This window comes from Sorangium sp. So ce1036, from assembly GCF_051369805.1.
Taxonomy (GTDB): domain Bacteria; phylum Myxococcota_A; class Polyangia; order Polyangiales; family Polyangiaceae; genus Sorangium; species Sorangium cellulosum_F.
The window spans coordinates 4,998,246-5,022,214 of the sequence record NZ_JBBMOX010000001.1 but is presented as its reverse complement, the minus strand read 5'-3'; the positions used below and the strand labels follow the sequence as shown (position 1 = coordinate 5,022,214).

General features: G+C 74.9%; 18 protein-coding genes and 1 pseudogene. 11 read left to right on the top strand and 8 right to left on the bottom strand.

The genetic code is table 11. The features are described from left to right. Window positions 1-30: 30 nt before the first annotated feature. On the bottom strand, window positions 31-1,323 hold the full coding sequence (locus WMF31_RS18835) for a hypothetical protein (protein ID WP_436606575.1): 1,293 nt from the start codon (window positions 1,321-1,323) through the stop codon (window positions 31-33). A gap of 244 nt (window positions 1,324-1,567) precedes the next feature. Beyond that, window positions 1,568-4,456, bottom strand: a complete 2,889-nt coding sequence (locus WMF31_RS18830; RefSeq protein WP_436603278.1) for a transglycosylase SLT domain-containing protein — start codon at window positions 4,454-4,456, stop codon at window positions 1,568-1,570. 324 nt (window positions 4,457-4,780) lie between these two features. Between WMF31_RS18830 and WMF31_RS18825 the strand changes: the two genes are divergently transcribed. The 4 genes and pseudogenes from WMF31_RS18825 to WMF31_RS18810 all read left to right on the top strand — a co-directional run. Further along, entirely contained in the window at window positions 4,781-5,263 is a 483-nt protein-coding gene (locus WMF31_RS18825) for a MarR family winged helix-turn-helix transcriptional regulator (protein ID WP_436603277.1), read from the top strand. Window positions 5,264-5,606: 343 nt separating this feature from the next. Further along, the gene (locus WMF31_RS18820) at window positions 5,607-6,770 is read left to right on the top strand and encodes a hypothetical protein (protein ID WP_436603276.1); all 1,164 of its coding nucleotides are present in this window, start codon (window positions 5,607-5,609) and stop codon (window positions 6,768-6,770) included. Window positions 6,771-6,953: 183 nt separating this feature from the next. Then, the gene (locus tag WMF31_RS18815) at window positions 6,954-7,754 is read left to right on the top strand and encodes a CDP-alcohol phosphatidyltransferase family protein (protein WP_436603275.1); all 801 of its coding nucleotides are present in this window, start codon (window positions 6,954-6,956) and stop codon (window positions 7,752-7,754) included. Further along, a pseudogene (locus WMF31_RS18810) lies at window positions 7,751-8,602 on the top strand (phosphatase PAP2 family protein); the annotation flags it as partial. The gene WMF31_RS18815 and the pseudogene WMF31_RS18810, both read left to right, overlap by 4 nt. Before the next feature lie 50 nt (window positions 8,603-8,652). On the opposite strand, the gene WMF31_RS18805 reads toward WMF31_RS18810, so the two are convergent. Next, window positions 8,653-9,366 carry a cob(I)yrinic acid a,c-diamide adenosyltransferase gene (locus tag WMF31_RS18805; RefSeq protein ID WP_436603274.1) on the bottom strand — a complete coding sequence of 238 codons (714 nt, stop codon included), beginning with the start codon at window positions 9,364-9,366 and terminating at the stop codon, window positions 8,653-8,655. Window positions 9,367-9,463: 97 nt separating this feature from the next. Between WMF31_RS18805 and WMF31_RS18800 the strand changes: the two genes are divergently transcribed. Both WMF31_RS18800 and moeB read left to right on the top strand, forming a co-directional pair. Continuing rightward, window positions 9,464-11,005 carry a hypothetical protein gene (locus WMF31_RS18800; RefSeq protein ID WP_436603273.1) on the top strand — a complete coding sequence of 514 codons (1,542 nt, stop codon included), beginning with the start codon at window positions 9,464-9,466 and terminating at the stop codon, window positions 11,003-11,005. 134 nt (window positions 11,006-11,139) lie between these two features. Next, window positions 11,140-12,303, top strand: coding sequence for a molybdopterin-synthase adenylyltransferase MoeB (moeB, locus tag WMF31_RS18795; protein ID WP_436603272.1), 1,164 nt, complete (start codon window positions 11,140-11,142; stop codon window positions 12,301-12,303). A gap of 107 nt (window positions 12,304-12,410) precedes the next feature. On the opposite strand, the gene WMF31_RS18790 is transcribed toward moeB, so the two are convergent. Then, the gene (locus WMF31_RS18790) at window positions 12,411-12,746 is read right to left on the bottom strand and encodes a hypothetical protein (protein ID WP_242516307.1); all 336 of its coding nucleotides are present in this window, start codon (window positions 12,744-12,746) and stop codon (window positions 12,411-12,413) included. A 127-nt stretch (window positions 12,747-12,873) separates the two neighbouring features. Between WMF31_RS18790 and WMF31_RS18785 the strand changes: the two genes are divergently transcribed. The 4 genes from WMF31_RS18785 (at window position 12,874) to WMF31_RS18770 (ending at window position 16,696) form a co-directional block, all read left to right on the top strand. Continuing rightward, entirely contained in the window at window positions 12,874-13,386 is a 513-nt protein-coding gene (locus tag WMF31_RS18785; RefSeq protein ID WP_436603271.1) for a hypothetical protein, read from the top strand. Window positions 13,387-13,627: 241 nt separating this feature from the next. Continuing rightward, entirely contained in the window at window positions 13,628-14,644 is a 1,017-nt protein-coding gene (locus WMF31_RS18780) for a tetratricopeptide repeat protein (protein WP_436603270.1), read from the top strand. Window positions 14,645-14,810: 166 nt separating this feature from the next. Beyond that, window positions 14,811-15,026 (top strand): hypothetical protein, encoded by a 216-nt coding sequence (locus tag WMF31_RS18775; RefSeq protein WP_436603269.1) that lies wholly within the window; start codon window positions 14,811-14,813, stop codon window positions 15,024-15,026. A gap of 62 nt (window positions 15,027-15,088) precedes the next feature. Then, on the top strand, window positions 15,089-16,696 hold the full coding sequence (locus tag WMF31_RS18770; RefSeq protein ID WP_436603268.1) for a hypothetical protein: 1,608 nt from the start codon (window positions 15,089-15,091) through the stop codon (window positions 16,694-16,696). 5 nt (window positions 16,697-16,701) lie between these two features. On the opposite strand, the gene WMF31_RS18765 is transcribed toward WMF31_RS18770, so the two are convergent. The 3 genes from WMF31_RS18765 to WMF31_RS18755 are packed head-to-tail and all read right to left on the bottom strand — an operon-like array spanning window position 16,702 to window position 21,657. Next, window positions 16,702-18,606 carry an ArnT family glycosyltransferase gene (locus WMF31_RS18765; RefSeq protein ID WP_436603267.1) on the bottom strand — a complete coding sequence of 635 codons (1,905 nt, stop codon included), beginning with the start codon at window positions 18,604-18,606 and terminating at the stop codon, window positions 16,702-16,704. After that, the gene (locus tag WMF31_RS18760; protein WP_436603266.1) at window positions 18,603-19,589 is read right to left on the bottom strand and encodes a hypothetical protein; all 987 of its coding nucleotides are present in this window, start codon (window positions 19,587-19,589) and stop codon (window positions 18,603-18,605) included. The genes WMF31_RS18765 and WMF31_RS18760 overlap by 4 nt, the downstream gene beginning before the upstream one ends. Before the next feature lie 7 nt (window positions 19,590-19,596). Continuing rightward, window positions 19,597-21,657, bottom strand: a complete 2,061-nt coding sequence (locus tag WMF31_RS18755; RefSeq protein ID WP_436603265.1) for a hypothetical protein — start codon at window positions 21,655-21,657, stop codon at window positions 19,597-19,599. Between the two features lie 343 nt (window positions 21,658-22,000). On the opposite strand from WMF31_RS18755, the gene WMF31_RS18750 reads away from it, so the two are divergent. Continuing rightward, window positions 22,001-22,474 (top strand): type II toxin-antitoxin system RatA family toxin, encoded by a 474-nt coding sequence (locus tag WMF31_RS18750; RefSeq protein ID WP_436603264.1) that lies wholly within the window; start codon window positions 22,001-22,003, stop codon window positions 22,472-22,474. Between the two features lie 81 nt (window positions 22,475-22,555). Here the strand turns inward: WMF31_RS18750 and WMF31_RS18745 are convergent, their stop codons facing one another. Further along, window positions 22,556-23,410 carry an NAD-dependent protein deacetylase gene (locus WMF31_RS18745; protein WP_436603263.1) on the bottom strand — a complete coding sequence of 285 codons (855 nt, stop codon included), beginning with the start codon at window positions 23,408-23,410 and terminating at the stop codon, window positions 22,556-22,558. Window positions 23,411-23,969 lie beyond the last annotated feature (559 nt).

Below are 23,969 nucleotides of genomic sequence, written 5' to 3'. Positions count from 1 at the left end.
CCCGCCCGGCGGGCGGGGCCGCGCGATCCGCTAGAGCTCGCCGTGGATCGGCAGGGGTACCCGCCACGCGACGATCTCGGCGTGCTGCGCGTGGTTGAAGGGCCGATCGAGCAGGCGCGAGCAGCTCTGCCGGGAGCGGAACAGCTCGAGGATGTAGCTCATTCGCTCGCGCAGCGACGCCCAGTCCTCGGCGCCGCAGCCGGCGGTCGACTGATCGTGGGCGTCGTACTCGCGAAGGAGCTCGTAGAGCTCGCGCTCCTCGATGGATGCGAGCTCCTTGCAGTGCAGGGGCGACCCGGGCGGCGCAGGCAGATCGGAGCCCAGCTCCAGGAGCTCGTCCGGGAGGCGCATGGTCATCATCTCCTTCGTGGCCAGCGTGCGCCACACCGCCTGGAGCTTCTCGATCTTGTCCGACACAAACGTGAGCAGCCGCTCGGGCAGGCAGCGCTCCGGCGACGCGAACAGCTCGCGCACGCAGCGGATGGGCGCGTTGAGCGCCCGCGCGATGTACGGCTGGAGGCGGATCTGCTCGTGCAGCCCGACGCGCGCGTTGGCGAGGAGGATGAGCTCGGCCTTCCTGTCCGGATCGTCGGTGAGCCGCGCCTCGTGGTAGTGCTCCACGGCGCTGCGGAGCAGCCCCTGCCCTCCCACCGCCGACGGCCCTTGTCGCAGCCCTTGGAGCACGGCGTCGAGCCGCTTCGCGTCCGGCTCCGGGCTATCCCGGTAGAGCTCGATCAGCTGGGCGAACAGCGGCCCGAGCTCCTCGAAGACCTTCAGGTTGCCCAGGGCGATGTCCGAGCTCAGCTCGTCCAGGATCCGCTCCGGGAAGTCCATGAGCCCGAGGCCATCGCCCCACCAGGACGTGGACAGGTCGAAGCCGCTCGGCCGCGGTGTGCTCTGGCGACGCGCCTCGCCCGGGGTGCGCATCCGCACGCCGCTCGCGCGCGGCGGGGGCGGGAGGGACCCCCGCTCGCCTCCGTCCGAGAGGATCAGCCACCGGAGCATCTCCGGCACCTCCTCGTTGCGGATGAACCGGCCGGCCGTCTTGGAGGCCCAGGTGGCGAACGTGCACCAGTGCGCGTTGCGCCCGCCGAGCAGGCTCACGAGCTCCACGGAGAGGTCGTGGTAGCACTGGGTGATGAGCAGGTTGCGCAGCACCGGATCATCGCGGAGCGCGATGATCGCGGGCACTTGATCGATCAGCGAGGGCAGCGCGGCGCTCCCGGACGGCGGCTCGCCCGGGGGCGACCTCATCGCGGCCCGCGACGCGCGCTCCACGCTGGCGCCGCGCGTCACGAGCGCCACGGGCGCCGCTGCCTCCACGGGCAAGAGGGGGACGCGATAGGCGTTGTCTTGAAGGGGCGCGGCACATTCGCTCGCTGACGCCGTAGACATCAGCGTCTTCGCAGTTCTCGTCATTCTTTCGTGCTATCTCCAAGTGATGCCAGGTGTCCATACCTGTCCATAAGTCCATAATAAGAAAGGCAGCTTTGGCGCGTGGGGGCTGAACGCGCGACGCCCCTGGCGTGGGAGGCTGAACATCGCGCGGGCGGCGCAGGCGCGAGCGCTACGGTGCGGGCGCGGGCGGCGCGGACCCGGGCGACGCAGGCGCGGGCGGCGCGGACCCGGGCGACGCAGGCGCGGGCGGCGCGGACCCGGGCGACGCAGGCGCGGGCGCGAGCGACGCAGGCGCGGGCGCGGGCGCGGGCGACGCAGGCGCGGGCGGCGCGGAGCCCGCGATGGCGAGGGCGCTTCCGCTCAGCGCACCCAGAGGCCAAGTCGTGATGCTCACCCGGTGCTCGCGGGCGAAGGTCCGGGCGACCACGGCGCGCACATCGGCAGGCCCGACCTCCTCGAGCGCGCGCAGGAGCCTCGGCAGGCTGTCCGGATCAAGCGCGGCGCGCAGCCGCAGATCCGTGACCGGACGAAGGGACGCGGGCGGCGCCGCGACCGCGGTGCGCCGCGCGAGCTCCTTCTCGAGATCGAGCTTGAGCAGCGCCTTCGCGAGGGACAGCTCCTTCCAGGTCGGCCCGGACGTCGCGAGCGCCGCGAGCTCGGCGTCGAGGCGCTGCTCGACCTCGGCGAGATCGCGCGACGGCGCAGGCGCGAGCTCCACCGCCGCCACGCTCGCCCGCGCGCCGAGCGACAGCCGCCCGGTCACCCCGGACGCGAGCTGCCCCTCGACCACCAGGGCCTTCGCGAGCCGCGCGACGCGCGGGCCCGTGAGGATCTCCATCGCCACCCGGAGCGACGCCTCGTCCGCCCCCGCCTCCGGCGGCGCGATCCAGCCGTAGAGCAGCCGCGGCGCCGGCACCGCGTCCTCGATGACGATCCGCTCGTCACGCGGGTGCGGGGGGACCGGGCGCTCCGGCTCCGCGGCGACGCGCTGGAGAGGGCGCGCGAGCGCCTGCTCGACCGCCGCGCGGGTGAGGTCGCCCGAGAGCGCGATCGTCGCCTGCGCCGCGGCGCGCTCGCGCGGGAGCGACTCGGTGAGCAGGAGCTCGCTGGCCGCCCGCGCGTCGTCGCGCGCCCCGATCAGGGTGCCCTCGAGCGGGTGGCCGGCGGGGAACAGGGCCTCTCCGAGCGCGATCCACGAGAGGCCGTAGGGGGTCCGCTCGAGCGCGCGCCGCGAGGCGGCGCTGGCCTGCCGCCTGAGCTCGGCGAGGCGCGCGGCGCTCGCCTCGCCGAGCAGGAGCCTGAGCCGCGCCGCGATCAGCTCGACGCCGACCGCGAGATCGCGCGGCGGCACCGTGATCGCGACCCGGGCCTCGCTGGCGAGCGCGGGCCCGTCGGCCCCGGCGCCGCCCGGCGATCGCGCCGGGACCGCGACGGCCGCGCTGATCGAGACGAGCGGCGCGGCGGGGTCTTGCCGGAGCTCGACGGCGACGCCGCTCGGGAGCCGGAAGCGCTGCACCTGCTCGCGGCCGAGCTCCGCGAGGAAGCCGAGCTGCTTCTCGATCGCCGCCTCGCGCCCCTTGAGGGCGGAGCGAGCGCCCGGGCCGCCTTCGCCGTCGAGGGTCGACGTGGCGACGAGGCGGCCGCTCATCACGCCGAGCGGATCGTCCTCGAAGGCGGGGCGCCAGCCGACGCCGCTGCCGATCATCATGACCGGGAGCTTCGCCTCCAGCGCCTCCGGGTTGCCGAGCAGCGGCATGGGCGCCGGCGTCTGGCCGGGCGGGACGAAGAGCGGGAGCCGGTTTCTGCCGAGCGACGCGGGGCGAGGCGGCAGCGGCGCATCCCCGAGCGCGAGCGCGCCGCCCGGCGGCAGCGCGGCGCCCAGCGAGGCGGTCGGGCTCCCGAGGCCAGCGGGCTCGTCGTCGCCGCCGAGCTCCTCGTGCTCGAGGTAGGCGGGGAAGAGGGCCAGGGCGCGCGCGACGCGCTCGGCGGGCAGCGAGATGAGGTGATCGACGCGGCCCGGCGGGACACGGTCGCGCAGGAGCTCGGGGTTGTGCTCGCGCAGCACGGCCGTCGAGATGCCCGCGGCGCGCGCGATGGTGCGGAGCCGCGTCCCCGGCGGCACCGCGACCTCGCCGAGATCCAGCGCGGGGAGGGGCGCGACGTCGGGCAGGTCCAGCCCGAAGCGCGCGCGGTTCGCCGCGACGAGCGCGAACGCGACGATCTGCGGCACGTAGTCCGCGGTCTCCCTGGGGATGGCGCCGGCCTGCGCCAGCTCGGCGAACCCGATCGGCCCGCGCGCCTCCGGATCGCGCGTCGCCGCGACCTGCGACAGCGCGCGAAGGACGCCCTCGTGGCCCAGGTTGTACGCCGCCAGCGCGAGATCCCAGCGACCGAAGCGCTCGTAGAGATCGCGCAGGTGGGCGGTCGCGGCGTGCGTGGCCCGCGCGAGGCTCATGCGCGCGTCGATCCAGTCGGACCGCTCCAGGCCGTAGGCCTCGCCCGTCCTCGGCATGAACTGCCAGAGCCCCGCCGCCCCCGCCGGCGAGACCGCCCGCGGATCGAAGCCGCTCTCGACCGCCGCGACCCAGAGCAGATCCTCCGGCAGCCCCGCCTCGCGGAGCGATCGCTCGATGAGGTCCCGGTACGCGCCGGCGCGCCGGTAGCGCCGCAGGAAGACGGCGCGCCCCTCCTCGGACTGCGCGAAGAAGCGGACGAACCGCATCGTGCGCCGGGTGAGCGGCACGCCGAGGTCCGGCATCGTCAGGGTGGCGAGCGTCGCCCCCTCGGGGTCGTCGAGATCGTCGTCCGTCGCGGGCTGGAACTCGCGCACGAGCAGCGTCGTGAGCGCGCGCGGCGCGTCGCCGACGGGCGGCGGTGGGCACGCGTCGGCCGGGGGCGCGTCGGCGGGCGCGCGGTCGAGCAGGCTGGGATCCTGGAAGGCGCGGTACGCCGCCGAGAGAGACGCGCGCAGCGAGGGCGCCCGGCCGACGGCCGTGCCGGAAGCGAGGATCAGCGCGCCGAGCCCGATCCCCAGAGCGGCTCGCCGTGCCCAGATCATCAGCGCCGATCTTGCTCCGAAACCGGCCGCGCGCGCTACGGCAAAGCGCGGTGACCGCGGCGGCGGCGCGTCGCCTGCCGCGCGACGCGTCGCCGGTCGCCACGACCACGCCCCGGCGCCATCGGCGGAGCGCCTGCCAGGGCTCCTTTCGGCGTTCCTGCCACGGCGCCTGACCGACGCCTCGCGGCAGCGCGCGCGGGCCCGGCCGGCCCCTCGGGCTCCGGCCCGCCCCCCCGCGTCCGCCGCGCGGCCCCGCGGCCGTGGCCGCCGATCCTGCGCCTGGATCTAGCGGCGTGCGCCCGGGCGAGCTAGCAAGCATCCGCGATGCGCTCGTCTCATGCCGCACCCCCATCCGAGAAGAGCTCCCGGCTGGGCGAGGTGCTCGACTTCATGAAGCTCCTGTGGGCCGTCGATCACGGCCTGCAGTCAACGTCGAAGCGCATGGAGGCCAAGATGGGCGTGACGGGCCCGCAGCGGCTCGTCATCCGCATCGTCGGGCGCTACCCCGGGATCTCCGCCGGGCAGCTCGCCGAGATCATGCAGCTGCACCCGAGCACGCTCACGGGCGTGCTCAAGCGCCTGCAGGAGCGCGGCATCATCGAGCGCCGGACCGATCCGAACGACGGCCGCCGCGCGCTCCTGGGCCTCACCGCGCGCGGGCGCGATCTCGACAGCCTCCGCACCGGGACGGTCGAGGCGGCCGTGCGGCAGGCCTTGAAGACGATGCCCCGGCGCAAGCTCGAGGCCGCGCAGGATGTGCTCGCGGCCGTCGCCGAGGCGCTGCAGCCACAGCAGGACGGCGGGTAGCGCCGTCGGAACCGCGCGCGCCGCGCGGGTTCCAGTCCGGGCAGCTGCCATCGGTGAGCGCCTTCTCGGCGCGCGCCGCGCGCGGCGCCACGATCAACGCCGCGTGGCGCCGCGCGCGGGGGCGCCGGCGCGATCGGCGCGCAGGTGCGCGGCTGCGCGCGACAGGCCGCCCCTCCGGACATCGAACGAAGGAGCAGCGGTCGTCCCGCACGGCGACCCGCTTCCACCGTCCCGGAGACGGAGGATGTCGCCGCGCCGGACCAGAAACCGGGGCCCTCCGGCGCGGCCTCCGCCCGGCGCGCGCCGCGCCGAGGGCCTCTCACCACCAATCACGGGGGAACGAATGCGGCACTGGATTCTTGGCACGATCGGCGCGGCGAGCATCGCCGCGGCCGCGTGGGGCTGCGGCTCCGGCAAGACGGGCGGCGGCGCCGGCGCGGAGGGAGGCGGCGGGAACACGCCGGGGGTCGCCTCGGGAGGCGGCGAGAGCGGGAGCCACGGCGCGGCCTGCACGCTCGCCGCCCAGGGCCTCGAGGTGAGCGGCGGCCGCGGCATCGCGCCCGCGATCGTTTGGACTGGGGAGGGCTTCGTCGTCGCCTGGCAGGAGCGCGTGGCCGACGAGGGCGACATCCACCTCGCCGCGCTGGACGCGGACGGCAACAAGCTGGGGGAAGAGGTGATCGAGGGCGGACCGAGCGCCTCCAGCCACCCGAGCGTCCACCGCGACGGCGCGGGCCTGGTCGTCCTCTGGCAGGACCGGGAGGGCGCGGGGAGCGTCGTGCGCGGCCGCCGCGCCACGCTGGCCGGCGTCCCCGAGGGCGCCGCCTTCGAGGTGGCCCGGAGCGGCGCGGCCGAATCCTGGCCCGTCACGGCCGCGAGCCGGGACCGGGTCATGGTGGCGTGGATGGATGCGGGCGGGGCGCAGCTCGGCTTCCTGAACAGCAGCGCGCTGGAGAGCGCGATGTCTCTGCAGGAAGCGCAGTTCCCGGCGGTCGCGACCGACGGCGAGAGGACCGCGCTGGCCTGGGCCGAGGGCGACGCGATCGCCTTCGCCAGGCCGAGCCCCGGCAGCACCGCGCTCGATCCGATCACGCACGAGGGCGTCGCCGCGAAGGTGACGCGCGTGGCGCTCGGCGGGGACGACGCGTTCGTCGCCTGGGAAGACACCCGCAGCGGCACCGAGCAGATCCGGGCGATCCGGATCTCGGCGCAGGACGAGGTCTCCCGCGAGGTGCTCGTCTCGCAGGGCGAGGGCAGCGCGAACTGGCCGGCGCTCGCGTGGACCGGGCGGAACCTGGCCGTCGCGTATTACCAGTTCCGCGGGGGCCCCTCGGCCGTCTTCGTCGCGCTGCTGAGCCCGGATCTGACGCCGGTCGGCGTCGAGCTCGAGGTGAGCGGCGACGCGCCCGCCCGGTACCCGGCGCTGGCCTGGACCGGTCAGGAGCTCGGCATCGCGTACGCGGTGACCGACCAGGGCATCCGCCTCTCGCGGGCGAGCTGCCGCTGACCTGGGCGCGGCCGCAACCAGGTTGCGCCGCGGCCGCTCAGCCTGGGTGCCCCGCACGCCCGCTCAGCCTGGGTGCCCCGCACGCCCGCTCAACCCGGTCGCATGCGGGCTCGGATCGAACCCTGCAATCCCCACCGCGTGGCTCTCGTCTTCTGCGTCGGTGCGATCCTAATCTGCACAGCCGTGCTCGGCGCCTACGCGGTGCGCGTCGCGCGCCACGGCCGGCCCGCGATGCCGCGGCTCGGCGCCTCCCCGGGGAGCGCGCTGCTCCCGGGCCCGGTGGTCGAGGCGTTCTACTGGTCGTTCCACGCCCCCGCGCGCGCTCTCGCCCGCCTGGGCGTCTCGCCGGACGCCCTCACCTACCTCTCGCTCGCGCTGTCGCTCGCCTGCGCGCCGCTGCTCGCCACGGGGCGCTTCCGGACCGGCGCCGCGCTGCTCGTGACCAGCGCGATCCTCGACGCGCTCGACGGCATGGTGGCGCGCGAAATCGGCAAGGTGTCGCGCGCCGGCGCGGTGCTCGACTCGTGCGTCGACCGCCTCTCCGACGCCGCGCCGCTCATCGGCCTCGCCCTCTTCTACCGCGAGCACGCCGCCGCGCTCGCGGTCCCCCTCGCCGCCCTGGTCGCCTCGTCGTTCGTCAGCTACGCGCGCGCGAAGGCCGACATCTACCGGGTCTCGCTGCCGAACGGGCTGATGCGCCGACACGAGCGGATCACCTACCTCGTCGCGGCGCTCGTCTTCGGCCCGGCCGTGCCGGCCACGCGCCTGACCGGCGCGCTCCCCTTCCCGCTCACGCTCGCCTGCGTCGCCCTGATCGCTTTCGTCGGGCTCGCCGCCGGCGCGCGGCTCGTGCGGCGGACGCGCGCCGCCCTCGCCACGGCCGACGCGGCGGGGCTGCCCGACCCGAAGGCGACCTCGCGCGGCGAGGGCGGCGCGCGCCGGCGCCTCCTCGGCAGCGGCAAGGCGTCCAGCGCGCCGCTGTGATCCTGCTCCGGCACGCGCGCGCCCTGTGGGGCCGCTTCTTCTGGCTGCCGCCGCTCCCGTGGCTCGCCTACGCGGCCGTGCTCGCCGCGCGCGGCGCCGCGCGGTGGGACCACCTCGCGGTGGCCGCCCTGGTCACGACCAGCGCCTACGCCAGCCCGCGCTCGCGACGGTTCTTCCTGAACGCGCTGCCGTTCCTGCTCGTGTTCCTCGCGTACGACGCCCTGGGGCAGCTCGGCGGGCGCGTCGCGCCCGACGACGTGCTCGCCTGCGAGCTGCGCGACGCGGAGCGCGCGCTCTTCGGCGTGCGGGTCGACGGCGGGCTGCTCACGCCCAACGAGCTGCTCGCCCGGATCACGCACCCCGCCCTCGATCTGCTCTGCGCCCTCCCCTACGGCGGCTACCTGCTCGTGATGGGAGCGCACTGGCTCCACCTCTACCGGAGCGACGCAATCGCGGCGCGCCGGTTCGCCTGGCTCGCGTTCGCGACGCACCTGCTCGGCATCCTCACGTACCGCCTGCTGCCCGCCGCGCCGCCCTGGTACGTGCAGGCCCGCGGCTGCGCCGTCGATCCGGCCGCCCAGACCTCCCCCGCCGCGCTGGTGCGCGTCGACGCGATGCTCGGGATCACCTATTTCCGCGACCTCTACAGCCGCGGCGCGACCGTCTACGGCGCGCTCCCGTCGCTCCACGTGACGTACCCGCTCTACGGGCTGCTCGTGACGCTCCGCAGGGCGAGCGCGCCGTCCCTGGCCCTCCAGATCGCGTACGCCGCGCTCATGCTGTTCGCGGCGATCTACCTCAACCACCACTGGCTGCTCGACGCGCTGCTCGGCTACGCCTACGTCGCGCTCGCCTGGGCGGCCGTCGGGCGCGCCCTGCCCGACCGGGGCGCCCCGGCTCAGGCGGTCGGCGCCTTGCCGCCGCTCGCGGAGGCGTCGGGCTCCCAGAGGATCTCGGGCGTGCCGAGGAGCGCAGCGGCCCAGCGGCTCCAGACGAAGAGCGCGTCGCTCAGGCGGTTCAGGTAACCGATCGCCTGCGGATCCGCCTGGACCGCCTGGGCGAGGCGCACGCAGCAGCGCTCGGCCCGGCGGCACACGGTCCGCGCCAGGTGCAGATCCGTGTTGAGCCGCGAGCCGCCCGGGAGCACGAACGACCGCAGCGGCGCCAGATCGTCCTGGCAGCGGTCCATCTCGGCCTCGAGGCGCGCGATCTCCGCCTGCGTCACGCGCGGCTGCTTCGGGTGGACGTCCCCCGGCAACGTCGCGAGGATCGAGCCCAGGTTGAAGAGCTCGTGCTGCACGCGGAGCAGCGCGCGCCCGAGCTCGCCGAGCCGCTCGGCGCTCGCGGCCGGCGCGGACGGGAGCACCTCGAGCAGCGACTGCCGCGCCGCCCCGATCAGCGCGTTGAGCTCATCGACCGTCCCGTACGCCTCGATGCGCGCGTCGTCCTTCGGGATGCGCTGTCCACCGACGAGCCGGGTCAGCCCGCCGTCGCCCTGCCGCGTGTACACGCGGTTGATCGTGATCCGCGGCGCGCTGAAGACCCGCGTGCCGCTCGCGTCCTCGACCTGCCCCCCGGCGGCGCCCGTCCCGCGCGTATCGTCGTCGCTCACGGGAATTTCGCCTAGAGCATGAGCCCATCCGGGTCAAGGAACGCGGGCCGCGCGCCGCGGTGGCGAGCGAAAAGACGCGGTGGAACATTCGTGTCCCATGCGATCGCCAGGGCCGCGGATCCCCTCCTCTGCTCCCCTCCTCCTCATCGCCGCGCTCGCCGCGCCGGCCGGCTGCGCCGCCGAGGCCGCCGCGCGACGCGAGCCGGACCCCGCGCTCCAGGCGGAGCTCCGGCGCATCGACGAGAGCCGCGGGCACATCGACGACGCGAGCCGCGCCGTGTCCGGCCGGCGGTACGCCGACGCGCGCGCGCTGCTCGACAGGGCGAGCGCCCTCGGCGTGGACGCGCACCGGTACGAGATCGGCGAGCTGCGCGAGAAGCTCGACCGGCGCGAGGCGAAGCTGTGGGCCAACGAGGCGGCCGAGCTGCTCGAGCAGGGGGACTGCGAGGCCGCGTTCCGCCTGCTGTCGGCGCGGATCGCCGAGCTCGGGAGCGAGGCGTTCGCGCGCGAGGCGCGGCGGCTCGTGGGACGAGCGGCGGTCGCCTGCGCGAGCGCGCAGGTCGACGCGGCGACGATCGCCGGCCGGTTCGCGGAGGCGCGCGCGTTCCTCGCGGCGGCGCCGACGAGGACCGTCCTCGGGGCGGCGGGCGCCGAGCGGCTCACCGCGGAGCTCGACGCCACGATCGCCGAGGCCCTGTACGGCCAGATCGAGGCCGACGTCGCGGCCGCGCGCTGGGCGGCCGCCGTCGAGGCGATCGAGGCCGCCGTCGCGCGGGGGGACGCCCCCGAGGAGCAGGGGCGCGCGCTCGTCGGGCGCGTCCGCGAGGCCGCGGCGCCCAGGCTCGCCGAGCTCGCGGGCAAGGCGATCGGCGCGCGGGGCGCGGCGGCAACGCTGGAGCGGATCGACGCGGCCATCGCGCGGCTCGGGTGGGAGCCGGCCGCCGCCGCGCTGCCGGGGAGCAACGCGCTGCCCGAGCCCCTCGCCCGGAGGCGCGCCGCGCTCGCCGCGTGGGTCGAGGCGGTGCGGCTCCAGATGAAGCCCATGAAGCGGCCCTCGATGCGCTGGTCCCACGGCACGGTCGCGGTCGCGCCACCCTCCGACGCCGACGGCCCGCCGGCGCGCAGCCTCGCGCCCTCGACCGCCGTGTGGGTCATCGGCCAGACGAAGCAGCGCGCCCTGGTGACCGCGGTCGACCCCGGCACGGCCGTGCTCACGAGGGCGCTCGACGCGGCGATCGGGTGGGTGCCGCTCCCGCGCCTCGCGCCGGAGCCGACGCTCGACTGGCTCCCGCCGGACGATCAGCTGAAGGGCGCGCGCGTGTGGGGCCCGCTCCGGGAGGGGCAGCCGACGCTCGAGCTCGGCGTGGTGAGCGAGGTCCGGGGCGCCGACGTCATCGTCCGGCGGCTCGCGGACGACGCGGAGATCCCGCTGCCGCGCAGGCAGCTCCGCAGCGGGCGCCTCGCCCCGGGCACCCGGGTGCTCGCCCTGTGTGAGGCGGAGAACCAGCCGGCGACGATCGTCGAGGTGCCGCCCACCGGCCGCGTGGCGCGCATCCAGTGCGACGGGGGGACGCAGAAGGAGGAGCCGCTCGCCTCCCTCCGGGCCAGGCCCGACTTCCTGCCTCGGCGCGGCCGCTAGCGCGGCGCTGTGGGCCGCCCCCCGGGCCGGAGCTCCGCGCCGGGCTCGGGCGCAGGCCGAACGCACCGCCCCCGTCGTCCGAAGTTGACTCGTGGCGCCGCGCACCTAACTCTCCCGATCTCTGAGGAGCCACGATGCCCACGACCTATAGCGACCTCATCTCCGACGTACGCAAGTCCATCCGCGAGCTCTCCCTGAGTGAGCTCAAGCGCCGCCTCGACGAGAAGGCCCCCATGGTGCTCCTGGATGTGCGCGAGAAGGAGGAGTACCGCGCCGGCTACATCCCGGGCGCGATCTCGATCCCGCGCGCCTTCCTGGAGATGCAAGTCGAGCAGAAGCTGCCGGACAAGTCGGCGCCGATCGTGGCCTACTGCGCCGGCGGCACGCGCTCGGCGCTCGCCGCGAAGACGCTCCAGGACCTCGGCTACACCAACGTCGAGAGCGCCAACCCCGGCTTCGTCCGCTGGAAGGACCTGAAGTACCCGGTCGAGATGCCGCCCAGCCTCACGGAGGCGCAGCGCGATCGGTACTCCCGCCACCTGCTCCTGCCCGAGGTCGGCGAGGCCGGGCAGGCGAAGCTGCTCTCCGCCAAGGTGCTCCTCCTCGGCGCCGGCGGCCTCGGCAGCCCCGCGGCCCTGTACCTCGCCGCCGCCGGCGTGGGGACGATCGGGCTCGTCGACGCCGACGTGGTCGACACGTCGAACCTCCAGCGCCAGGTCCTCCACACCACGTCGCGGGTCGGCACGCCCAAGGTCGACAGCGCGGAGAAGGCGATCCTCGACCTGAACCCCGACGTGAAGGTCGTGAAGTTCCAGGAGCGGGTCGACAGCTCGAACGTCGATCGCATCTTCGACCCGTTCGACATCATCGTCGACGGGTGCGACAACTTCCCGACGCGCTACCTCGTGAACGACGCGTCGGTCTTCAAGAAGAAGCCGGTCGTCCACGGGTCCATCTTCCGCTTCGAGGGCCAGGTGACGACGTTCATGCCGGGCGTCGGGCCCTGCTACCGGTGCCTGTACCCCGAGCCGCCGCCCCCGCACCTCGCGCCGAGCTGCCAGGAAGCGGGCGTGCTCGGGATCCTGCCCGGCCTCGTCGGCATGATCCAGGCGACCGAGGCGGTGAAGCTGATCCTCGGCAAGGGGGCGCCCCTCATCGGCCGGCTCCTCACGTACGACTCGCTGCGGATGAAGTTCGGCGAGCTCAAGCTCCGGCGCGACAAGAACTGCCCGATGTGCGGCGAGTCGCCGACCATCACGAGCTACATCGACTACGAAGGGTTCTGCACCCTCGGCTGATCCCCGACCGCCCACGCCCCGGCGGCGCGGCGGCCCTCCCGCCGCGGCGCCACGACGGGGCCGCGCGTCACGGTGTCACGAGGGGGCCGCGCATCGGGGCCTCCGCCTCACGACGGATACTGCATCACGTCGCCCTTCTCGGGCCGCTCGATGCGCTCGACGCGGCTCGTCACGATCTGCCGCTCCACGCCGTCCTCGTCCCGCTGGGTGAAGTAGATGCCGGCGCCGATGCGCGGGCTGTTCGGCTCCGGGATCACGACGCCGTTCGGGTTGATCCGGACCGCGCCCTCCAGCTTGAGGCGGAGCGCGATGTGGCTCGACCGGAACTTCCGGGCCTGCCGATCGCGGACCGCGACGCAGATGTTGTCGCGGACGTGATACTCGGTGTTGCGGGTGATGAAGACCCGATGCCTGCGGCGCTCCGTGCCCGTGTAGCTCATCATCGCTCGTCGCTCCTCTGCGCTCCCCTGCGCGGCGCGCATCGTGACAGCGCGCGCCGCGCACGGCCAAATTCGCGGCGATCGCCGCGCGCGCTGCGTCCCGCACAAAAGCGCGCGCAGCAGCAACTTTGTGCGAATCGCTGCGCGCTTCTGGGACGCCGCGCGCGGCGATGCCACGATCGCGATCGCCATGCAGATCCGCGAGCGTCCACCCGGTCCAGGACTGGCGAAGGTCCAGAGCCCGCCCCTGCTGCAGCGGCGGCGCGTCGAGCTCGTGGCCTGCGCGGCGGGGCCGCTGCGCGCGCTGTTCGATCGCGCCGACGTGCTGAGCGAGGGGAGCACCCGCGACGAGCACGGCGCGCTCGTGTATTACGGGTCGACCAGCTTGCTCGTCACGCTGCCGCAGGACGCGCCGCGCTCGACGACGCTCGACCGGGCGCTCGCGTTCGACCCCCACCTCCGCCTGCGGGCGCTCCGCGTCGCGCAGCGCGAGGCGGCCGCGCGCGCGGGCGGCCCGCTCGGACCGCTCCACGCCGAGATCCGCGTGGGGCCCGCGCCGCGCGCGATGACGACCTCGATCGCGCTGACCGTGGACGTCACGGCGCAGGTGCTGCTCAGGACGGCGCGCCCCTCGCGCGCATGACCATCGACATGCGAACCGAACCTCGAACACCGCTCGCCCACGCGCACCGCGCGCCGTCGATCCCCGCCGGCGCGCGGGACGGCCACCGCCACCTCCACCGCGGCCGCGAGGAGCGCGCCCCTTGCCCCCTTGACGCGCGTGCGCACGTGGAGAACGGGAGCGATCCGGCTCGTGGCGAGGTACGCTCCACACGACGCGCTCTGCCTCCGCCGAACCTCGGGGTCGAGCCGGCGACGCTGCGATGAGCAAGAAGGACCGTTCCGCCTCCGGCGACTCCGACAAGGTGATCCACGTCGTGTTCGGCCCTGGTGGGGGGCGGGTGAGCTCGCCCTCGCCCGCCCTGCGGGCCAGCGAGCCCGCGGCGCCGCTCCCCGCGCCGACCTCTCGCGAGCCGGTGACCGACATGTTCACCGGCCCGGAGGTCGCGCGGCTGCTCGGGATCTCGCCGGGGCGACTGCGCTCGCTCGATCGCGCCGGCATCGCGTCGCCGAGCGGCCGGCGCCGGGGACGGCGCGCCTACACCTTCTCGGACCTCATCGCGCTGCGCGCCGCGCGCGACCTCATCGCCCGCAAGGTGCGCCTGCGCGACGTGGCGCGGGCGATCGAGAACATCCGCGCCGCGCTCCCCAAGGTGACGCGGCCCCTCGCCGAGCTCCGCGTCGCCTTCGACGGGAAATCGGTGGTGGTCCGGGGCGCGGCCGGCGCCTTCGAGCCGCTCACCGGGCAGATGGTGCTCGACTTCGAGGTGAAGGACCTGCGCGACGACGTCGTGCGCGTGCTCCGCCCGAAGGTCGGGCGGGAGCGCGCGCGCACGGCGTACGAGCTCTACATGCAGGCCAGCCAGCTCGACGAGGATCCGGCGACGATGGACGAGGCCGAGGCGCTCTACCGGCGGGCGCTCGAGATCGATCCGTGGCTGGCGATCGCCTACACGAACCTCGGCAACATCTGCTTCCGCCGCAACGCCGAGGAGCAGGCCGAGGCGCTCTACATGAAGGCGCTCGAGCTCGACGCGAGCCAGCCGGAGGCGCAGTACAACCTCGGCTACGTGATGCTCGAGCGGGGCCGCGCGACCGAGGCCATCCGCTACTTCCGCGGCGCGATCGAGAGCGATCCGCGGTTCGCGGACGCGTACTACAACCTGGCGATGGCCTACGAGCAGGTCGGCGATCCGGCGCGGGCGCGCCCGTGCTGGCGCAGGTACCTGGAGATCGAGCCGACCGGCACGTGGGCGGAGATCGCGCGCAGGCACCTGTGAGGCGCGGCGCGGGTGAGGCGCTCGCCCCGCCCGCGAGCGGCCCGCCTTCGGCGCGCACCGACGAGGTCGCCGACGCGCCGGCGACGTGGCAGTCCTTGACGGTCAGAACCAGCGACGGGGCGCGCGGCATGAGCCGCGCGCGAGACCCGAGGAGAGAGGAGAACGGATGAGCGATGTGGGATCGGCCCGGCGGGCCAAGGAGGAGCTCAAGGCCAAGATCAGCGGCGAGCCGTGGTGCGTCGGCGTCGGCGTCGAGCGAGAGGACGGGGTCGGCTTCATCGTCCGCGTCACGATCAGGTCCGGGGCGCTCGACGCGGCGCGCGCGGCGATCCCGGAGCGGCTCGGCGACGTGCGGATCAAGGTGATCGAGAGCGACCCCTGAGCACGGCCGATCCGCGGTCTCCGTATCGCCAGGCCGCGCAAACCGTGTAAGCTGCGCGCCTCGTGAACGAGCGCAACCTCTCCCGCCGACTTTCCACGAGCATCGTCGATGCGTTGAAGGCGCACGGGCATATCCTCGTCGCGAGGGGCGGCGCGAGCGCGCTCGCGCGCGAGCTCGAGGAGAAGATGTCCGAGGACATCGCGGCCATCGCACCCCGGCTCGAGCCCTGGGCGCTCGTCGACGGGGAGGTGACCACCACCTTCGGCACCGACGAGATCGACGATCAGGTCGAGGAGCTCGTCGCGACCCTCACGAGCACGCTGATGGAGTCCGAGCACGTGGAGGACATCTTCACCGAGGACAACGTCATCAAGCGCGACGTGTTCCGGGTGATGCGCGACACGCTGCTCGGGCCGCGGCGCGGGCTCGGCTTCGAGGACGACGGCCCGGTGCATGTGCGGCTGGACACGCTCGGGTACGTCGCCTCCACGGTCGGCAAGCGCGCGCCGGCCGAGGTGCTGCGCGAGGCGCTCACGCGGGCGGCCCAGCACGCCGGCGGCAAGCTGACGGGCTACGATCCCGAGCTCCGCGAGGCGACGTTCTCGGTCGAGAGCAGCGACCCCGACGCGCGGCTCGAGATCGAGGAGGCCGTGGCCGACGAGCTCGCCGATCTCGTCGAGGCCAAGGTGGTGACGCTGCCCATGATGGAGCGTCGCGTCGACTTTCCGCGCAGGATCGAGCTCGGAGAGCGCGGCTTGCGCCAGCGGATCGACGCCGCGGCGTCGCGGATGCTGCGCGAGGGCGGCTGCGCCGCCTCGTGGGAGCTCGTGGGCGACCGGACCCTCAGGCTCCGGATCACCCCGCTGTCCGAGCAGGACGCGCTCGAGGTCGACAGCCACATGACGGCGTTCACCCGCGAGATCGCGTCGCTGCTGGGCGGGTCGCTGAACGCGCTCGGCGAGGCGGCCAGGCCGGCCGCGGCGCCGCTGCGCGGCGAGGCCCCTCCCCCGCGCCACCGGGGGCCGGAGAGAGCGCCGGTGGCCGCGGCCGAGGACGGCGAGGACGAGGGCCTCGGCGAGGAGGATGAGGAAGAGGCGACGGAAGAAGAGGCCGTCGCGCCTTCCAGCAAGCCCGCGGTGCTCGTGAAACCCCGTCGACCGGCCGAGCCGGCGGAGGAACAGGCCGCGGTGAGCAAGGCCAAGGGCCAGGCCGTGGCGATCCGGAGCGCGAAGGAGCCCGCCGCGAAGGAGCCCGCGCGTAAGGCCGCCGCAGCGAAGGAGCCCGCACGCCAGGCCGCCGCAGCGGAGGAGCCCGCACGCGAGGCCGCCGCAGCGGAGGAACCTGCACGCAAAGCCGCTGCAGCGAAGGAGCCCGCCGCGAAGGAGCCCGCACGGAAGGCCGCCTCAGCGAAGGAGCCCGCCGCGAAGGAGCCCGCACGGAAGGCCGCCTCAGCGAAGGAGCCCGCCGCGAAGGAGCCCGCACGGAAGGCCGCCTCAGCGAAGGAGCCCGCCGCGAAGGAGCCCGCGCGCAAGGCCGCCGCGGCGACGGCGAAGGTCGCGGCGAGCGCTGCCAAGAAGACGGCGAAGGCTCCCGCGAGCAAGGCCCCGTCGCTCCCGGAGAAGAAGGCGGCGAAGACTCCGGCCAAGAAGGCGCCGGCGACGAAGCGCTGACGAGCTCAGCGCGCCGGGTTCCGGTAGACCAGGATCACCGGCACGCCGTCGAGCCCGGCGATGTGCTCCGGGGCCGTCGTCCCGAAGGCGACCCACGCCTGGTACGCCTGCCCGAGCATGTGCTTCTCGTGGTGATAGAGGGCGAAGTCCGCGCCTGCGAGGGTCCCGACGCCGCGGATGTCCTTCCGCAGGCGCCCGTCGCGCTGGAGCATGTCCCACGCCGGGCCGGCCGTGTCGTGGATGTAGACGGTCCCCCGCGGCGGGACGTGCGCGTTGAGGTACGCGACGACCGCGCCCGTCGTGTACCCCCAGAAGGTGCGGTTCAGGCCGAGGGTCGCCGCGCCGGGCGCGCCGCCGACGAGCGGCGTGTAGCTCGAGAGCGCCCACGGGTGCGCGTGCAGCGTCTCGGCGATCGGCGCCGCGACCACCGCCGCGCCGAGCAGCGCCGGGAGCAGCGGCCCGCGGGCGGCCCGCGCGAGCCCGGCGCGCCCCACGAGCCCGGCGCGTCGCGCGAGCCCGGCGCGTCGCGCGAGCCCGCCCGGGCCGCGCCGGTCGCTCGAGAGCGCGCGGAGCCCGATGCGCGCGCGCCTCACCGCGGCGGAGAACGCCGCGCCGGCGAACAGGGTCATGAACGGGTAGGCCGTCATCCAGTGCTTCGTGCCGCCGAAGATCGGCGTGCGCGGCGAGAGCCAGGCGCCGTAGACGGCGGCGATGGAGAGGAACCAGAGGAGCGCCGTGCCGCCCGGATCGTCCGCGGGCGGACGGAGCCGGGCGGCGAGGGCGCGCGCCGCCACGAGCGCGGGCCTCCGGCTGGCCGGCGCGAGCCGCGCCGCCGCGCAGGCGAGCGGGTACGGGAGGCGCTCGCGCGCGCCGGCGCAGAGCCCCGCGACGAAGAGGACGAGCGTGACGAGGGGCACCGTCGCCGCCGTCATCACCGGCGCGTAGGCCCGCGGCATCGGCGGGGTCCAGTGGTTCCGGCCGAGGAACTCCATGTTGTAGTACTCGTGGTTCAGGTGGAACGACGCGTACTCGCGGAGGCGCGGGAGCGTGTCGTGCCAGATCCACGGCCAGAGCGCGAAGAAGACGAGGGGGCCGAGCGTCGCCATGGCGGCGAGCGCGGCGAGCGCCCGATGGGACGGCCGCGGCAGCAACGGCGGCCGAGGAGCGGAGGACGCCGGCGGCGCGCCGTCCACTGCGGCGCCCGACGCGCCCTCCGCTGCGCTCCGCGGCGCGACGATCCGCTCCCTGAGCGCCACGGCGATCGCGTGCGCGACGCACACGATCGGCAAGAACCAGGAGTTGTGCTTCGTGTCGAGCGCGAGGCCGAAGGCGACGCCGGTGAGCACCGGCCACAGCAGGCCGCCGCCCTGCAGCGCGCGCCAGTAGCAGTAGGCGCACAGCGCCCACACGGTCACGATCGGCGCGTCGAAGCACGCGAGGTGCGCGTGGTAGAAGTACCGCGGCAGCATCGCGAAGAGCACGGCCGCGCAGGCGCCCGCGATCCGATCGCGCGCCTGCGCGCCCCAGAGGTAGACGAGCGCGACGCCCGCGCCCGACAGGACCATCGCGGGGAACCGGTAGCTCGTGCCCTCCTCGGCGAAGAGCCCGAGCCGCTGCTGCAGCAGGAGGTTGGAGAGCGCGAACAGCGACTTGATGAGCCCGGGGTGCTCGTGGTTCACCGACCACGCGGCGTCGATGACCTCCGGGGCGAGCGCCGCGCGCGGCGCCTCGAGGAGCAGCTTGAACCACGACGCGTAGCGGTCCGCGGCGAAGAAGTAGAACCCCTCGTCGCGCGCGTACCCGAGGTCGCCCGCGGTCGCGAGCAGGAGCGCGACGTACGCCGCGGCGAACGCGAGCGCGACGAGGCCGTCGGCGAGCGCGAGGGGAGCGGGCCGCGCCGTTCGGTTCATCGGGTGTCCGCCTCGAAGCAGTAGTGGCGGTGCGTGTAGTCCGAGGTCCTCACGGCGAACTCCACCTCGGCCCCGGCCGCGCCGGCGTGGGCGCCGAGCGGGAACTCGAACGGCGCCCACCCGTCGCCGTCGACGTGCGTCGCCTCCCCCACGGTCTCGCCGTTCACGCGCACGGCCAGCGTGACCGGCGCGCCCTTCCGCTCTCGCTCGATGATCCAGTACATGCCCGCGTGCCCCCGGATCACGTCGCCGAGCGGGACGCCGCGGAAGCGCGTGACGATCTCGCCGGCCCTCGGCGGGTGGGACCAGATGCACCGGCGCGGGCGGAACTCCTCGTCCGCGATCACGGTGACGCCGACGTTGAAGAAGAGGCCGCCAGGGCACTCGAAGCGCTCCGCGGGGAACGTCGGGTGGCCGCCGAGGCCCCCGGTCGCGATCCGCGCGCGCGGGTTCCAGCGGCACGCGGCCGGCGGATCGGTGACGCGCACGTCCGCCGACGGCGGCGCGACGTGCTCGACGAAGTCGTACACGACGCGCGCGGGCCGCGGGTTCACGAGGCGCCGGAGCACGAACGGCCCGTGCTCCTGCCGGGCCTCCTCGCGAAAGCCCGCGAGCTCCTCGGCGCGCTGGCCGAGGGCGCTGATCTCGACGGCGGCCGCGTAGCGGGTCTCGTCGGGCCGCGCGGCGTCGCGGAGCGGCGAGAGCGCGTCCCCGAGCGCGCGGCGCGCGGCCGGATCGGCCCACGCGGGCGCGACGACCACGAGATCCCCGGGCCGCTTCATCGCCGCGAGCGGCGCCGCGAGCGCGCGGTAGGCGTCGAGATCCGGCGCGCCCTCGCTGAAGCGGACGTGCGCCGCGAGCTCGCCGAGGCCGAGCGCCGGGAGGCCGGCGAGCGCGAGCAGGCCCCACCGCCGCGCCCGGCGGCGCGCCCGCGGAGGTCCGCCCGCGGACGAGGTCGTGTCGTGGGGCTGCGCCGGGGCCACGGCGCCCCTAGCGCTCGATCGCGTAGACGACGCTCCCGAACGGCATGCGCTGCATGCGCTCCTCGATCACGCCGCGGAGCGTCTTCCACGCCCCGTCCCCGTCGACGTAGGCCTCGCGGAGGCGCAGCACGCCCGCCTTGTCGCCGCGCGCCTTGATGCCGAGCACCGTCCTCGCGAGCGCCTCGGCCGCGGCGGGCAGCCTGTCTGCCTGGATCGAGAAGCACCCCTTGTCCTCGCCGTTCGCGGCCACCTCGCCGCGATGGAAGGCGAGCGCGCCCGCGTCGAGCAAGCTGCCGAGCTGGATCGCCGCGAGCTGGCCGTAGGGCCGCGCCTCGCCGCCGGCCGTGTACATCCCCCGCCCGGCTTGCCCGAGGGCCCACACGATGTCCCGCGCCTCGATCCGGCGCGCGAGCGAGGGATCGATCACGCCCTTCCGGGCGAGCCAGTCGGCGAAGTAGAGCGCCCCGGTCTGGGCCTTGAGCTCCTCGAGCATGGAGGCGAGCGGGCCGCCGAAGATCTCGTCGTCGGTCTTGCCCTTCACCTCGTACCCCTGCGCCGGGCCCAGGTTGTGGGCGGCCTCGTGCAGCACCGTGCCCATCGTCGCGACGGATCGCTCGAACGACATCCCCTCGAGCGTGGCCTTGCAGACGAGCGACGACGTGGCCTCCCGGAGCGCGGCGCGGCTATCGTCGTCCTGGAGGAAGTTCGCCATGACCACGGTGCGGCCGCGCCCCTCGGTCGCGACCGGGCCCCAGTTCGGCAGGCTCTGGCCCGCGGTCCCGCCCGTCGCGGCCCGCGACTCGCCGGCGTTCAGCACGATGTCGATGAAGTCGGGCAGGTGGAACGCGACCTTGCGCGCCTTGTAGGGCGCGCCCGCGAGCTCCGCGAACGCCGCCTCCATGTCGGCCTTCACAGGGTCGAGCTTCCTCTGCCAGACGAGCGACTCCTGGTTGATGCGCGCGAAGCTCACGTGGAAGCCCGCCTTGCGGCTGCACGGCTCCCAGTAGGTCTCGTCCGGCCCCACCCGCAGGTACCAGGCCGAGTTCTCGGCGTTCATCTTCGCCCAGGGCTCGTCGGCGAGCTCCCAGCGGTCGTCGAGGAAGGCCTGCGCCGCCGCGAGCAGGTACGCCTTGAAGGCGGCCTCGCCGGGGCTCTGGATCGCGTCCGCCGCCGCCCTGAGCTCCCGGCTCACGGCCTCCATCTCGGGCCGGTACGCCTGGCTGTAAGGCACGGCCTTGAGGGCGCCGTTCTCCTCCACCACGACGGTGAACGGCGACAGGAGCGCCTTCTGGTCCGGCCGCGCCTCGAGCGCGGCGCAGAACTTCTTGTCCTGCTGGAGGCGCGCCGGGTAGACGCCGGTGAGGCGCGGCGGCCGGTCCGGCAGCGCGCTGCAATCGGGGTTGTCCCGGGTCTTCGGCTGCTCGCACCAGGGCCCCTGGTTGCGCCAGAAGAGCGCGCGGCTCGCCGGATCATCGGGCGGGATCCGCTCGGCCATGCCGGTCGTCCCGCGCTGCTTCGCGTGGATCTGCTCGATGAGCTCGGCGACCGTGAGCAGGTGGCCGACGATGGCGCGGTCCTCGGCGGACGCCTCGCGGAAGTCCGAGCGGAGGAGCGACGGGCGGCCGCCGGCGAGCTCGGCGAGGACCGCATCGCGGCGGCGCTTCTCGGCGTCGTCGAGGCCGGCGCGGGGGTGGCCTTCGGCCTTGATCCGGGTCATGGCCGCGTACGCCGCGGTGAACGCCGGCGTGAACGCCCCGGAGGCGACCCAGGCGGGGGGCGTGGTGTGGTGCCACGGCGTGGCGATCTCGTCCGGATCGACCGCGCCCGAGCCGTTCCGGTCGGCGATCCAGAAGAGCGGCAGGTCGAGCTCCACGGCGAGGCGGTTGAGCTCGGGCCGCGTCAGCGGGTCGGGGCGCGGCGCCTCTGGCGCAGCCTGCGTCGCAGCGGCCGGGGCCCTGGGCGCGGCCGCGGGCGGCGCGGGCGCCTTCGCGGGGGCGCAGGAGGCCACGGCGGCACAGGTGGCGGCGAGCACGGCGAGCGAGGGGGCGCTCGGGAGGATCATTTTCATGAGAGGGAGACTCCGCTCAGAGGCCCCCGGGCGTCAGACCGAAAGGGCGCCGGGAGCGTAGATCAGAATCCCCTCACGCGCCGCGGAGACGCTCCTCCGCCTCCGGCGGGGGGATAGTGCGCGAACTTCTGCCCCCGATCGTGAGCCTCCGAGCCATCGGAGAGGATCTCGACCAGGACGCTCGGGTCGAGCGATGCGTCCTTGTCGTCGGGATCGCGCTCGAGCTCCCCGTAAACTCCCCTTTCCGGAGCCGCTCGATCGACCCTGGACGTGCGCGCGCACAGGCCCGCGGCGCGCGGCGCGCGCTCGCCATCGCGCGCGCCGCGGCCCTATCCTGATCATCATGCCCACGGTCCACAGCACCGCCGAGATCAACGCCCCTTCCGACGCGCTCTTCGCGCTGTCCCAGGACTACGACCTCCGGATCGAGTGGGACCCCTTCCTCAGCGAGATGCGCTTCTGCGACGGCGCGACCGAGCCCGCCGTCGGCGTGCGGGTGTGGGTGCGCGCGAGGAACGGGCTGAGCATGGAGGCGCGGTACATCACGCTGAACCCGCCGGAGCAGGTGGCCATCGCCATGGTCGAGGGGCCGCCGGTCTTCCGCCGGTTCTCGGGGGCGTGGCTCTTCAAGGCGCTGTCGCCCGAGCGGACGCGCGTCACCTTCCGCTACAACTTCACGGCGCGGCCGCGGATCCTCGGATCGGTGATGGCGGCCGTGCTGCAGCGCGACGTCGCGAAGCGCCTCGCCGGGCTCAAGGCGAGCGCCGAGACCACGGACATCCTGAAGCGCCTGCCGCACCGCTGCGGGGCCCGATGAGATGCACGGCGGCGAGCGCAGGCCGGATCGCGCGGGCGCGCCGGGGCTCACCCGCCCCGGGCGCGGCGCCCGGAGGCGCCCTCAGCGGGCCCCGCAGCCCAGCGCCTCGGCGAGGCGCGGCAGCACGTGGCCGGCCATGGCGTCGATCTTCAGCGCGCTGAGCTCCTCGCCGCGCGCCGAGCCCAGGTTGATCATCGCGACCGGGATGCCGCGCTCCGCGGCGCGCAGCACGAAGCGGTAGCCCGAGTAGACCGCCAGCGACGAGCCCACGACGAGCAGCGCGTCCGCGGCGTCGACCAGGGCGAACGCCGCGTCCACGACCGGCCGCGGCACGTTCTCGCCGAAGAAGACGACGCGCGGCTTCAGCGGCCCGTCGCACCGCAGGCAGGGCGGCGCGTGGAAGCGGGCGACGTGCTCGGCCGGCAGATCGGCGTCGCCGTCGGGGGCGAGGTCGGCCGCGAGGCGCAGCCAGCCGGGGTTCCGCGCGAGCAGCCGCGCCTGCACCGCCGCGCGCGGCTCCACCGCGCCGCACGCGAGGCAGCCGACCTCGGAGAGCGTCCCGTGCAGCTCGATCACGCGGCGGCTGCCGGCGGCGTGGTGCAGCCCGTCGACGTTCTGCGTGATGAGGCCGTCGAGCAGCCCGCCCTGCTCGAGCCGCGCGAGGGCGCGGTGCGCGGGGTTCGGCTCGGCCCGGGAGAACCGCTCCCAGCCGAGCACCGCGCGGGCCCAGTAGCGCTGCCGGATCTCGGCCGAGCGGGAGAACTCCCGGCCCTGGATCGGGTTGCGCGCGCGGCGCCGCGTCTCGGGCCCCCGGTAGTCCGGGATGCCCGACTCGGTGCTGCACCCCGCCCCGGTGAGCGCCACGAGCCGCCTGCCGCGCACGAGCGCGACGAGGTCGTCGAGGCGGTCCGCGGCGGGCGCTTCGCTGGGCAGCATGCGCCCCCGTTCTGATCCGTTCGGCGGCACGCCGCCACAGCCCCGCGGCGCCACAGGGCCGGCGCGCCGCCACAGGCGCGCGGCGCCGCAGGGCCGGCGCCCCTGCCCTCCTGGAGACCCCGGCAAAGAAGCGGTCTTACGCACATGACGCAAGCACTTCTTGACAGCGCTTCCGGAACATGGCATGAGCCACTTGAAACTGAAACTGATTTTCTATATCAGTAGCCAGTCAGGAGACGAGCGGCCCGCGACTTGACGTCCAGAGCCCGATGACCGGAGCCCCTGCGGCTCACGCAGCCCATCGGAGCTGGGTGTGACGACAAGCCCTTCTCGACGATCGAGCCGACTCCGCTCTCGCGCGCCGTCCGCGCCACGCGAGCCTTCGTTCGCGCCGCGCGCCCCTGCGCGCCACGACGGCGCCCGCTCACTCGGGCGCTCGTCCGGCGCGGGGGCCAGCGCGGTGGGGCCCCTGGCCCCCTCGAGCGCCGGCCGATCGGCGGGAGTTGCGGCCTGGCCCACGCCCCCCGACGGCATGTCGAGACGCCACCTCTCGGGCGCC